The 12217-nt window shown below is 36.8% G+C and carries 10 protein-coding genes; 7 read left to right on the plus strand and 3 right to left on the minus strand.

Annotation, left to right across the window (positions count from 1 at the left end):
* Positions 1 to 474 precede the first annotated feature (474 nt).
* Positions 475 to 1602 (minus strand): uroporphyrinogen-III synthase, encoded by a 1128-nt coding sequence (locus tag WC222_00725; protein MFA6914895.1) that lies wholly within the window; start codon positions 1600 to 1602, stop codon positions 475 to 477.
* A gap of 637 nt (positions 1603 to 2239) precedes the next feature.
* Here WC222_00725 and WC222_00730 point away from each other — a divergent pair.
* The 3 genes from WC222_00730 to WC222_00740 all read left to right on the plus strand — a co-directional run bounded on the left by WC222_00730 (position 2240) and on the right by WC222_00740 (position 3896).
* A complete protein-coding gene (locus WC222_00730; protein MFA6914896.1) occupies positions 2240 to 2725 on the plus strand; it encodes a cyclic nucleotide-binding domain-containing protein in 486 nt (161 codons plus the stop codon).
* Positions 2726 to 2942: 217 nt separating this feature from the next.
* Complete coding sequence (locus tag WC222_00735; protein MFA6914897.1) at positions 2943 to 3356, plus strand: SgcJ/EcaC family oxidoreductase; 414 nt, start codon at positions 2943 to 2945, stop codon at positions 3354 to 3356.
* 117 nt (positions 3357 to 3473) lie between these two features.
* Positions 3474 to 3896, plus strand: a complete 423-nt coding sequence (locus WC222_00740) for an SgcJ/EcaC family oxidoreductase (protein ID MFA6914898.1) — start codon at positions 3474 to 3476, stop codon at positions 3894 to 3896.
* 123 nt (positions 3897 to 4019) lie between these two features.
* Here WC222_00740 and WC222_00745 read toward each other — a convergent pair whose 3' ends face one another.
* Positions 4020 to 5270: an FAD-dependent oxidoreductase gene (locus WC222_00745; GenBank protein ID MFA6914899.1), complete on the minus strand. Its 1251-nt coding sequence runs from the start codon at positions 5268 to 5270 to the stop codon at positions 4020 to 4022.
* A 310-nt stretch (positions 5271 to 5580) separates the two neighbouring features.
* Between WC222_00745 and WC222_00750 the strand changes: the two genes are divergently transcribed.
* Together WC222_00750 and WC222_00755 are read left to right on the plus strand one after the other, a co-directional pair.
* Positions 5581 to 7008: an NAD(P)/FAD-dependent oxidoreductase gene (locus WC222_00750; GenBank protein MFA6914900.1), complete on the plus strand. Its 1428-nt coding sequence runs from the start codon at positions 5581 to 5583 to the stop codon at positions 7006 to 7008.
* A 121-nt stretch (positions 7009 to 7129) separates the two neighbouring features.
* Positions 7130 to 8374: an MFS transporter gene (locus WC222_00755; GenBank protein MFA6914901.1), complete on the plus strand. Its 1245-nt coding sequence runs from the start codon at positions 7130 to 7132 to the stop codon at positions 8372 to 8374.
* Positions 8375 to 8543: 169 nt separating this feature from the next.
* Here WC222_00755 and WC222_00760 read toward each other — a convergent pair whose 3' ends face one another.
* The gene (locus tag WC222_00760) at positions 8544 to 9578 is read right to left on the minus strand and encodes a hypothetical protein (GenBank protein ID MFA6914902.1); all 1035 of its coding nucleotides are present in this window, start codon (positions 9576 to 9578) and stop codon (positions 8544 to 8546) included.
* A gap of 698 nt (positions 9579 to 10276) precedes the next feature.
* On the opposite strand from WC222_00760, the gene hemC reads away from it, so the two are divergent.
* The gene (hemC, locus tag WC222_00765; protein ID MFA6914903.1) at positions 10277 to 11191 is read left to right on the plus strand and encodes a hydroxymethylbilane synthase; all 915 of its coding nucleotides are present in this window, start codon (positions 10277 to 10279) and stop codon (positions 11189 to 11191) included.
* Between the two features lie 61 nt (positions 11192 to 11252).
* Positions 11253 to 12200 carry a porphobilinogen synthase gene (hemB, locus tag WC222_00770; GenBank protein MFA6914904.1) on the plus strand — a complete coding sequence of 316 codons (948 nt, stop codon included), beginning with the start codon at positions 11253 to 11255 and terminating at the stop codon, positions 12198 to 12200.
* Positions 12201 to 12217 lie beyond the last annotated feature (17 nt).

Consider the following 12217-nt stretch of genomic DNA (forward strand, 5'->3'; position numbering starts at 1 on the left):
TTGCTTAAGGTAATGGTGAAGGTAACAGTTGAGGTGACGCTGTTACCCTCACTAATGGTGGCGTTATTCTGATGAGATAGATCGCTAATGCTGCTCGTATTGCAGCATCAAGAACCGTCCTTTCTTCTAAAGGAGAGAAGTTATACTGCTTCATAAGGAACTTAATTAAAATATTAAGTACCTGTTTTTTCGTTTATAATAACATTAATTAAGATTATTTATTAATAATATTAGATTTAATAATCAATAACATTAGTTATAAGTGATTAATTTACAATTACTTGAATTGTGTTAAATAAAATTTTCAATGGAAAAATTTTCATTAGTTGTTTAGTTTGGCATGTGATTTGTAGGTAGTTTACGGAAAATACCGGTAATGAAAATTGGGAACGATTAATAGATCAAATTATTAGCTCATACTTCTGCAAAGTCGCCTGCTTGAAAACTCATTTATCCATTGCGCAAACTGATTTCTTACTCATTTTTTAAATAATCTTCTATACATTTTGTCAATGACTCAGCCGTAGCTTGATCTGATGTGTAAATGGTTCCTGAAAAATAACCGGCTACAGTCAGCCTCGTGTAATCGCCGATACAAAATGGTACGATACGTTGATTTTTATAAAGCTTACTCTGGAAAAAATGATCAGCTGTAGAAGAGCTTGTAAAGATCACTAAGTCATTGTCCTGAATAGCAATGGGCTTTAGCTTGGGAGAAACGGTGCGATAAACGCTCAAATCGCATACCTTGGCACCTCTGGCTTTCAATTCTTCTGGCAATGTTTGGCGAGCAATTTTAGCCCTAGGAATTAAAATTTTTTCTTCTTGGAGATTTTCACTATACAGTTTGAGTATGGTATCACCAGCAAATTTTTCAGGTATCGCATCAGGGATAAGTCCGAATAATTTCAAACTTTCCGCTGTTTTCGGTCCGACAGCAAAGATTTTTTTGTTAGCTAAGATTCTGATATCGATTTCATTTTCGATGAGATGATGAAAGAAAATAGTAACGCCGTTGCTGCTTGTAAAAATTAAGCTAGTAAAACCGGAGATAAAAGAAGAGGTCAGACGCTTAAGCGCTTGTTTATTAGGAATAATTTCGATCATAGGACACTGAATGACATCCAAACCTAACTCAACAAGATCATTTAAAAAGCTTTGGGATTGATCGATGCCTCTTAAGACAATTGCACGGTTCTTAGGCAAAGGGAAATCTTGTGAATTATCAGAAGAGATGCCTGGAATGAGTGTATACGGAAATTGCCGATTGTCCAAAAGAGCATTGATGACTTTAGGTTCAGGTGCTCCAGGGATAAGAAAAACGACGTTTTGATTTATATCGAGCTGTTTTTCTAGCTTGGAATGGAGTTGTCGTTTACTTAAAGAGGATATAGAAACCCATTTAGCCTCTTTAGAACTTAAAAAGAACAGATTGGGATGTATTTTGGAGTCGTAAAAAATGAGGTTGGCGGATTGCAAATATTTTTTAGCCTCCAACGTCAAGTGCTCGGGATTTCCTCCGCCGAAACCCACAACATAGATTTTAAATTTTGAAGGTGTTGAGGTTGCATTCATAAAATTACTTGGATCTGTTTCAAACATCTGCTTTTCATCATAGTTAGAATATTTACCGATTTTTGTCTATATAGGAAAAAAGGAAAGGCTGAGAGATTATTTAATAATCTTTATTTAAAGAGAGGGTTATTTGTATCAAATAATGATGAATTGAAGAAAAAAATATTCATAGGTTTTGAACATTTGCTTGGAAATGAAATGTAGCTTATGGAAGATATCAGAGCGATTTTTTTGAAAATGATAGGTGTTCTAGTAAATTTTCCCGAGTTTTTTCAGTAACTTTACTTTTATATCTGGCTAAAGTAAATGTTGTAGCAAGAACACTTATTAAGCCAAGCCTTCCTAGCATGAATTTTCATTACACTAATCATGTAGCGACATATCCCTTGTTTCATGCTAGATAAAAAGCTTCGACTATATTAGCAAATATGCTCTAAGTTTTTTTACTACACCCTGAAAATCAAACAGTTATGCCGCTTATACGAATAGTGTAATATAATCCATGAAGGCCTAAGCAGTGTGTATATTTGCTTAGTCTGAGGAATGAGATTTTAGAGTAAAAGCTAAGATAGATTGCAGTTTAAAAAGAGGCAGCCTACTGTAAAGCAGTCTTTGAAAAATGTGATCTGAAAGAAAGTGTTAAATGTATAAAAAGGAAGTACATATGGCTGATTTTAGAAAAAATTTTACTAAAGAAGAATGGGAAGAAATCTCAACTTACTACGAAGAAAAATCTTATGAGTCCTCAGAGGAAATTCTTAAATTCGGAGAAATTAAGCGTGATTTCTATTATCTGAAATCTGGAGTGGCCGACGTTTTTATTACTAATATTGAAGGGAATGAAATCAAATTAGGGGATATTTCGGAAGGGACTTTATTTGGTGAGATGGGATTTCTTGATGGACATCCTGCTTCAGTAGTTGTTAAAGCTCAAACAGAAGTGATAGTAGATACAATGGATAATGCTAAGTTTATGGAATTAAAATCCAAAAATATAGAGCTTGCATTTAAATTTCTTTGGTTTATCTCTTGCTTGTTAGCCAATCGCTTGCGCATTACTAGCTCCAAGTTGAAAATAGCTTCATTGGAACAGGATAAAAACCAAAAGTATGCAACAGCAAACAAAAAAGAGCACGTTGAAGGCCGCTAAATAGTAATCAAAGCAAAAGAGTCTTCAAGAGAGACCTTATCTTGAGCCGATTTACCTATAGAGGGCCATAAATCGGAGTTATAAATTACTCGTGAGGTTTCTTTAAAAAGTAGATAAGAAGTTTAGACAAATAAATCAAGCTAAGCTATTCAGAGAGTATAGAGAACGACTAATTAGGTTTCCTTGTGGCTCATAGAAATCAATAGGAGATAAAAAAATGGCAGAAAAAACTTTAAAAATGGTAACCGAAGAAGAGGCAATCATTCGAACACACGTCGAAAATATTGAAACCGCTTGGAACAATAAAAATGGTAAAGAGTTTTCGGATCTATTTGAAGAAAATGCAGATTTCATTACCGCTAATGGATTACATATAAAGGGGCGTGAGGCAAATGCTCAGAGCCTTCAAAAACTTTTTGATACGTCCTATAAAGATGTAGATTGGAATCTCACTGTTGAACAAATTCGATTTTTGCGTCCAGATGTGGCTACTGTACATATTCGTGCTGAATCGGTTTTACTAAAGGACCCTTCCAAAACGATTAATGGACACATGCAGTTAGTGATGAAAAAGAATAATTCTAAATGGGACATTACGGTCTATCAGTTCACCCCTTTTAGGAAAATATAGCCAAGCATTTAAAAAAGTATTTTCTTGGATTCTATCAAGGATATAACGGAGGATCTAAATTAATTAGGCCGCCATGGCATATCCATAAAGATTATTATCGAAAATATGGAGATAAACATGTTAAATAAAAGTTTAGAACCTGTGTCACGTGCAGCGGAAGAGGACGAAGTTGGAATTCGTGCTATTGTCAACCAAATGCAACAAGGATGGAACTTAAAAAAGAGTAATGAGTATCTAAAATTTTTTGCCGAAGATGTCGATTATGTGCCATTAGAAGGAACGCTTTTGAAAGGACGCAATACCATTACAGAGCTTCTTCAAAAAATATTTGATACTATTTATGTAAATCTTGATTCAAATTTTATCGTTGAAGACATTCGTTATTTGCGTCCTGATGTCGCCATTGTGAATGTTACTACAGTAAGTCATTTCCAGAATAATCCCAGCGCACTTTTCACAATTCTCATGCTATTTACAGCTACAAAAAATAATGGGAAGTGGGAAGTATCAAGCTATCAGCTCACTAAAAAGTTAGGTTAGCTTAGGCTAAAGAGAGGCTAAAGTACTGTTCAACTTAAAGAGCCATAGGCTCCTTAAGTTGAACAGTACTTTACTACATTATCTTCAAAAAAACATTTTGGACCATGAGACCTCAAAGATCACTTAAGGTTTAGCATGTATAGTAATTAGATTACTAATTTGTGTGACAGAGGTGATTGCTGATTCCACACAAGCCTGTAGTCCATAATAATCCAGCCTTACGCAATCCCCAGCAAAAAAAATAGCTTTTGACTGCTGATTATACCTGTCAATTACATTTTGAATTTCCTGAACCCGCATACCATCTTTGGATTTTTCTGGAAGAACAAGAGGGTACCCACCTCCACTGGGGTGACTTCCATCCCAAAGTGCTGTGTGAATAATTTCAAAATTTCCAACAAAATTTCCAATAGCCTTTTTAATTAGCTCCTCAAATTCATTCTGAGTGAATTTATTAATAATGGAGAAGTTAATCGCGACTAAAGCATATTCCAAGCCTGGGTAAACGACCATCTGGTTGACTAAACTATTATCCTCTGGATAAAAAATTATGCGCATTTTGATGTCTTTTGGCTTTTCCAATTTAATCAATAACTTGCCTAAATTTGCCATTTTAATGTGGTCAAAGGCGTTGATTAAATCTTTAGGCAGCTCAGGTTCAATATTGATATGATTATTAATCACAGCTGCAGGAGGAGCCGTGACAATGATAAAATCAGCAGTAAAATTCTCGTGTGTATCTGTTTGCACGGTAACTTTATCATCTTCAACTTGTATGGCCTGAACTTTACATCCCAAAATAATTTTTCCGCCCTTTTCAGGAAGCTGTAAATACTCAGCCATTTTTATGGCAAATTCCTCCATGCCTTCCTCTGGCTTTACCCAAGGAAATTCATTTTTCAAAAGACGTCCTGCCCCAATCATTCTAAATTTAGCAAAATCTGCAGACAACTGTTCCGCATCATACGCAAAAAAAATACTTGATAGGCTTGAGCGTATGATATCTTTAGCAGAAAAATTTCTTACCCGTTCTAAAAACTGGCACAGAGACTCATTAACCTCAGGAACTTCTTGCATCATAGCTAAAGTAGGTATAAGGGAAATCGGATCCCCATTTCCCATCAGTTCTCGATCTCCAGTTAAACCAGGAATCTTATCAAGCTTTAATGCGGAAAACATTTCATCCGCATCAGGGGTACAATAAATGGTCTCGCCACCTAATTCAATTTTATCAATGGTTAACACGCGCCCGCCTACACGATGATCTGCTTCCAGAATCGTGATTTGAGCTCCAGGGATTCTTTTCATGGCAAAAAAAGCAGCTGTTAATCCCGTGATGCCAGCTCCAATAATCAAAATGGATGGTTTTTTCATAGAGTACTCCCTTTTATTCTAAATTAATGGGATCAAGTCTTATGATGATTGAATCGATATAATCGAGAGGAAAAAACTCCATAAGATGACCATATTAGCACCATTGCAAGGTGTCCCAGAAATGTCAATCTTTTTTTTGATGCAGCCAAAGTACTACGTATTTTAGAACACTCTCTATCAAATTTAATTCTTGTCTTTTCCTGATTATTCATTTAAATGAGAAATAGGATAAAAAAAAATCAACGATTCCCATTTTGTTGAAATTCTGGCAAGCAATAGCAGCCTTCTATTTAAAATCAGAGTTGTGATAATGGCCTATGAAATTAAAGGTAGTATTATGAAAGCGCACAAGCATCGTGTGATTGTTATTGGAGGCGGACTTTCCGGTTTAACAGCTGCGTTTCAATTAGAGAAAGATCTCCCTGAAGCTAGCGTCACTGTACTTGAGGCAAATTCGTATCCAGGCGGACGTATGCTAACAACAGAATTTGGCGGTGAAGGGGGAGGCGAGGCCATTGGCTTTTATTATACGACCTTACATGCCCTGGCTTCTGAAGTAGGCATCAAGCTAACATCTGCACCTATGAGCATTTTAAATAAAGCCTTTAATATCGCATACTACTTTAAGAATCAAAACGAGTGGGTCAAGCAAAAAGATTGGGCTGAATGGCAAAATAACCCTCTGCCTATAGACATTCAAAAAATTACCCCCATGATGTTGCTCAGGTATTATATCGCAAAAATCCCAAAGCCCAGCTCTTTTGAGCATGTTTTCACAGATCCATTCTTTACAGAGCTTTCACAAAAATCTTTAGAGGCATTTCTTAAAGAGCAGGACGTTCCAGCTGAAGCGTTATCGATTATTAAAACAAATTCTGAAGTTGATGACATTACTAAAGTTTCCGCATTTAATATTGCTATGAAAACTTGGATTACTGAGAGTGTGGTATTTTCAAATTACTATTTTGTACATGGCGGACAACAAAATCTTCCAAAAGCTATTGCAGCAAACCTTAAAGATATACATTACAATACAAAAGTTACTTCAGTCAAAAAAATGGGTGATCAATACGAGGTTCAAGCTGAAAATGGAGAAATATTTATTTGTGATTCAGTCGTATTTACTGTACCTGCTGGGCCCATGCGATCCATTCAGATGGATCCCCCCCTCACCGGTCTGCAAAAAGAAGCCTTTGAAAAAATTCAATATACGCCTTCAGTAAAAACGTTTTTTCGTGTCACATCTCCCTTTTGGGAAAAAGATGGGTTGCCACTCTTTATGTGGACGGATACCGATATTAATATGGTTGTGCCTGTCTATAATAAAGATACACGTGAAACTCCTTTAAGCGGTCCAGATGTATGGGGAATTTATGCTTTTTCAAGTGGTCAAACCGTTGAACGTTTATATCAAGCTGAACAGAAGGATAGGATCTCTCTGGCTGATCACACCAAAAGCATTTTAGAAAAAATTCGTCCTTCAACTCAGGGGTGTTTAGAGTTTGTTGAAACAGTAGATTGGGGAAGAATGGAAACCGCTCAAGGCGCATTTCACTACTACCTTCCCTCAGCTAAAATCCCAAGCTATTATGAGGCTATCAATCAACCATCATTAGGCAGATATTTTGCAGGTGAGCACACAGAGTTAAAAAGCCGTGGTTTTGATGCCGCTGTCTATGCAGGCATACGCGTCGCCAAAGAAATCTGTCAAGATGTCATCCTTAAGCATAAACAATGAAATGCGCTAAACTGCTAGAAGGTTCAGAAATAGAATGAAAGCATAGCCAGAACTAGCTTGAAAAGGACTAGCCTACACTTAACCAAACCTCCAGGATCGAAACTTAAAGGCATAAATCGATATGAGTAAATCTCCCCTTATACCCCTCATTTTTACAATCGTATTAGATATGGTTGGTATTGGCATTCTTATTCCCATTCTACCGCAACTTTTTGCAAATCCGGCATCGTCTCATTATTTGCTAGATCCTACTGGAGAAAATATCACAACTGGGTATCAGCTACTTGGACTTTTAATGGCCACATATTCAATCGGCCAATTTTTTGCAGCGCCAATTTTCGGACAACTCTCAGATAAGCTAGGGCGTAAAAAAGTACTGCCTTGGTCAATTGCAGGCACAGGTGTGGGCTATATCATTTTTGCAATAGGCCTACACTCTCATAGCATCGGGTTATTATTTTTTGCGCGTGCCCTCTCAGGTATGTTCTCCGGAAATATTGTGGTAGCCCAAGCTGCCATTGGAGATATCTCTCGACCCGATAATCGAGCCAGAAATTTTGGACTTGTAAGCGCAGCATTTGGCGTTGGTCTAATTTTAGGACCAATCATTGGAGGCATCCTAGCAGACCCAAAAATGGTCTCTTGGTTTTCGGCTGCAACACCTTTTTGGTTTGCTGCCTTACTTTCATTTTTCAATGTTCTCTTTATTGTGAAAGTACTCCCTGAAACTCATGCCAAAAAAAATCCCGATATCACCATTGTTTTTTCTAAGGCCTTACATCGCATATTTGGCGCTTGGCATTTCGTAAGCCTTCGGACTTTATTCATCACTAACTTTCTTTTCATGTTTGGTTTTATATTTTACACTTCCTTTGCTCCTGTTTTTCTAACGCACCGCTTTCAATATTCTGAGGGAGACATCGGAAAATATTATGCGTTCATTGGGCTATGTATTTTAATCAGTCAGGTCTTCTTAACAAATTTTGTAAGCAAATTTGCTAATGAAGAAAAAGTCCTTAAGTTCAGTATTTGGGGCACAGCCTTTTTTGTTTTAGTCTTTGTGAACATCTATATATCCAAATATCTTTATCTTAATGCCCCTTTCTTCTCAATGACTTCAGGATTAACAATGGCTAACCTTACGGCTTTAATTTCCAAGCGGGCAGGCAGAGAGCGGCAAGGAGAGGCAATGGGATTAAATGGAAGTGTCATGGCCTTTGCCGGGATCCTTCCTTTGTTGGCTTCAGGATTCTTAGCTGCGTCATTTTCTCCAGAAACCCCTATCTGGCTGGCATCATTAGTCATATTTCTCGCTGGGGGAATATTTATAGCTATAGGTAAAAATCAGCCCTCATTAAATTACTAGAGGATAGATTTTTTTGACCTAAATTGCAGTTGACTAAATTTTATTTTTGAAATGCTTCTTTCTCAACCTAAGCGAATTTCGAAAGAAGTCCAATAGGGAGAGATACGGAAGAGGGATTTTAAATCTCCCTCCTTCGTCAATTCGGAAGTATTGATTCCTAGGTTTACACTTATCTTTTCACTTTCATCGTGGCTGAAGAATTCAAGTAGGTCTCAATATCAACATTGTCTGAATCTAAGTCTCTGCTTAGCTCTAAGCGACTTATATAGCCACCTAATTTCGAAGCAATGAATTGATCTGCAGCTGAGTACAAATTAAATAGGTGTTCATAAAAGGGTACGCACAGCAAGTTTAAAGCCTCCATGTTAATAAGCTTCATATCTGAATGACTTAATGAAGGGTTCACATTGTGAGGTACTCCTAAGTCGACTATGAGCTTGGTTTTCACTGAATAGACATCTTTTGAGGAACTGATAACATAATTATCGGTGGTTACAGCGCAAATGATGATATCAAATTCGCTCCACTCCTCAAGACGTTCCCATTCAATGTATTCCATTTGAAAGGCTTCAATAGCGTGTTTTGCATTTTCAGCAGTACGATTGGTCAAGTAGTTATGGTTTTTCTTAATTTTATGCACATGCCCCATGATCTCATGGTTGATTTTAGAGTTTCCAACAAAAAGCATTTTTCTGCTGTGAAGATCTGAAAAAATCTTTTCAGCTTCTTGTAAAATGGCTCTTGAAACAATGGAAGGAATATCATTCAAGCCAAATTCATTCCTTACATCTTTAGCGATATGCAAAACTTTTTGGAAACAAATGTTTAGCTCTTTAGAAATTTTCTTTTGGTCTAAAGCCTCTTGATAAGCCCTTTTTACTTGAGCACTTACAGCGCTTTCTCCGAAAACTGGGCTGATCAATCCGCTGGCTAGTCGACATAAATGTGCGATACAATCGTAATCATATAAACTGTAAATCTGGCAGTCTTCTGTAATTAGCTTATGTTTATCCAAAAATTTTTTTATTTTAATAGAATCCTGTTTTGGATTATCAGAACGAAAATATAGTTCTATTCGATTGCAAGTATGTAATAAAATAATCCCCTCGACTTCTTCTTCAAGTTCACTTAATCGAGAATCTATATGACTGCCTATTTTCAGAAAACTTTCGAAATTCTGTAATTGAGCATTTAAGCCAACCATTGCTACTTTCATAAAATATCTTCCCGGTTAATTTTTTTTATAAAGACAAGGAAAATTTTAAAATTAAATAAAATGCATTCTTTTACTTTATTATAAAAACCTCTATTTACTAACTCCTTTCTTTATTATTACCAAATGTAATAATAAAATCTATAACTTTAAATTAATTTATAAGAATATTAACGGTAAAGTAAAAAAATCAAAAATCTATGTTAAATAAAATTTGCGTCTAATTTAAGTACTTTAATTCAGTGGAGATTTGCAATAGTTAATAAAAAATCTATAGTCAATTAATTTAAAAGTTGTGGTTCATATATCATGAAAAATAATATGTTTAAAATTTAAATGAAATGCTACCTTCTAATCAGCTGCACTAGGCGCTCAGAACAGTTGTTTAGTAGGTAGCTTTCTATACATAACATTTTGAAAAGGATTGATTTTCATATTTAGGGAATTATTTATAAGTTACTTAAGATCAATGGTTTATTTGTTAATCGGGCTCACGCCATGGTCTAGATATACAGCCGCGCTACATGATTAGCGTAATGAGAATCTATGCTAAGGTGCTCTGCCTAGTTGTTTGATAATTCCCTTTTTACGCCTAAAATTGGCTTGTAAAAAGATATTTTGATTAAAATAATAATGGACTAACATCTCAAATAAAAGTTTCCTAAAATTCCATACCCCATAGGTCGGTTATGATTGAAAAAGTTAGATTGGGGACGCGCGGATCCAAATTAGCGCTAGCTCAAGCAGAAATAGTGAAATCAAAATTTGAATCTTTATTTCCAAGTATCTCCTTTGAAATTCAGGTTGTCCATACTACCGGTGATCTTGATTTAGACAGTCCTCTTTGCGAAATTGGTGGGAAAGGAGTCTTTATCAAAGAATTAGAGGTAGCGTTGAAGAATCGACAAGTCGACATTGCTGTGCATAGCCTTAAAGATATTACCAGCGCCATTCCTAAGGAACTCAGCCTGGCAGCTTTTTTAACGCCTGAAGCTGTCACGGATGTTTTGATTTTCAACAAAGCCTTAACGCACTTCGATCAACTTCCCAAAGAAGCTGTCATTGCAACAGGGAGTTTACGCCGCCGCGCGCTAATAAAAAAATTGCGTCCTGACATTCAATTCATCGATTATCGCGGTAATGTTTTGACGCGTCTGCAAAAATTAAAAGAAGGCAAAGCAGATGCCCTCCTGCTTTCAGAAGCTGGCTTAATCCGACTTGGACTGCAAGATGTCATTTCTTACCGCTTTAGCCCTTACATTTTTTGTCCAGCACCAGGCCAAGGAGTGATCACTTTGGAAACTCGCAGGGATGACCCTGAACTTGTAGAAATTTGCCGTGCAGTCAATAGTCCAGAGCAAGAAATCAAATCAAGTACAGAGCTGGCATGCTTAGAAAAAGTAGGATTTGATTGTCGCATTCCGCTAGGGATATATTCTGAATTGAGTCCTGACTGGAAAACTATTACGCTCATAGTCTTTATATCTTCCTCTACGATGGATCAGTTCTTTGAAGAACGAATTAAGTTTCCTGTCGAGGAGCGTCAAGAAGCTGCGGCAAAAATAAGCACTAAATTGCTTGCCTGGAAGGAGCAATACGATTAATAGTTGCGTCTGGAACCTAATTATTATTTAAAGGATTTTTATGTCATATCCAGAGTTACGTATGTTGAGGTACCGACAAACACCTCAATTGAGAAAATTATTGGCCGAGACGAAACTCAACAAATCGGATTTCATTTTCCCTTTATTCGTTCATGAGAGCAGCCGCGAGAAAAAGCTGATCAAAAAAATGCCCGGCGTCTACCAACACTCTCTTGCTTCTTTGCTTCCTGAAGTCGAGCGAGTTGCTAAATTAGGCGTTGAGTCCGTGATTTTATTTGGAATTCCCTCTGAAAAAGACGAACAAGGCTCCAAAGCCTATGCTTCTGATGGTGTTGTGCAAAAATCAATAGCTATGATTAAAAAGAATTTCCCGGAAATTGTCTTAATAGCTGATTGTTGCCTTTGTGAATACACCTCCAATGGGCATTGCGGCATTATGTGTGAAGGGCATCTCGACAATGACAAAACATTAGAGAGTTTGCAAAAAGTGGCCATCTCTTATGCCGAAAAAGGAGTAGACATTGTTGCGCCTTCAGGAATGATGGATGGCATGGTTCAGGCTATTCGGCAGGCACTTGATCAAGCTAGATATCCTATGATTCCCATCATGTCTTATGCAGCTAAATTTGCTTCACAGTTTTATGGTCCTTTCAGAGAAGCTAGTTCAGATGACATTTTTATAGGCGATCGTAAACACCATCAAATTCAACCTTCGCAAAAAAGGGAAGCCTTAAGAGAAGCTTTGTTAGACATTGATGAGTCCGCGGATTATTTGATCGTCAAGCCAGGCTTGCCATATTTGGACATCATCCAAACATTACGTCAAGAGACATTACTTCCGATTGTGGCTTATCAAGTTTCCGGAGAGTATTCCACTTTAAAATATGCTGCAGATAATGGCTTAATTGATGAACAGGAAGCATTTAAAGAAACTTTAATTTGTCTAAAGAGAGCAGGCGCTGATTTAATTATTACATATTACGCTGATAGGATCGTATCTTTAATCTGAAGCTAATTTTTGTAGGG

It is taken from the genome of Parachlamydiales bacterium, from assembly GCA_041671045.1.
Classification (GTDB): Bacteria; Chlamydiota; Chlamydiia; order Chlamydiales; family JABDDJ01; genus JABDDJ01.

What these genes read in the sequence shown, in the direction of transcription:
- WC222_00730 (MFA6914896.1), top strand. Translation starts at nt 2,240, where the DNA reads ATGGCTGATTTTAGAAAAAATTTTACTAAAGAAGAATGGGAAGAAATC.
- WC222_00760 (MFA6914902.1), bottom strand. Translation starts at nt 9,578, where the DNA reads ATGGTTGGCTTAAATGCTCAATTACAGAATTTCGAAAGTTTTCTGAAA.
- WC222_00735 (MFA6914897.1), top strand. Translation starts at nt 2,943, where the DNA reads ATGGCAGAAAAAACTTTAAAAATGGTAACCGAAGAAGAGGCAATCATT.
- hemB (MFA6914904.1), top strand. Translation starts at nt 11,253, where the DNA reads ATGTTGAGGTACCGACAAACACCTCAATTGAGAAAATTATTGGCCGAG.
- WC222_00740 (MFA6914898.1), top strand. Translation starts at nt 3,474, where the DNA reads ATGTTAAATAAAAGTTTAGAACCTGTGTCACGTGCAGCGGAAGAGGAC.
- WC222_00750 (MFA6914900.1), top strand. Translation starts at nt 5,581, where the DNA reads ATGGCCTATGAAATTAAAGGTAGTATTATGAAAGCGCACAAGCATCGT.
- hemC (MFA6914903.1), top strand. Translation starts at nt 10,277, where the DNA reads ATGATTGAAAAAGTTAGATTGGGGACGCGCGGATCCAAATTAGCGCTA.
- WC222_00725 (MFA6914895.1), bottom strand. Translation starts at nt 1,602, where the DNA reads ATGTTTGAAACAGATCCAAGTAATTTTATGAATGCAACCTCAACACCT.
- WC222_00745 (MFA6914899.1), bottom strand. Translation starts at nt 5,270, where the DNA reads ATGAAAAAACCATCCATTTTGATTATTGGAGCTGGCATCACGGGATTA.
- WC222_00755 (MFA6914901.1), top strand. Translation starts at nt 7,130, where the DNA reads ATGAGTAAATCTCCCCTTATACCCCTCATTTTTACAATCGTATTAGAT.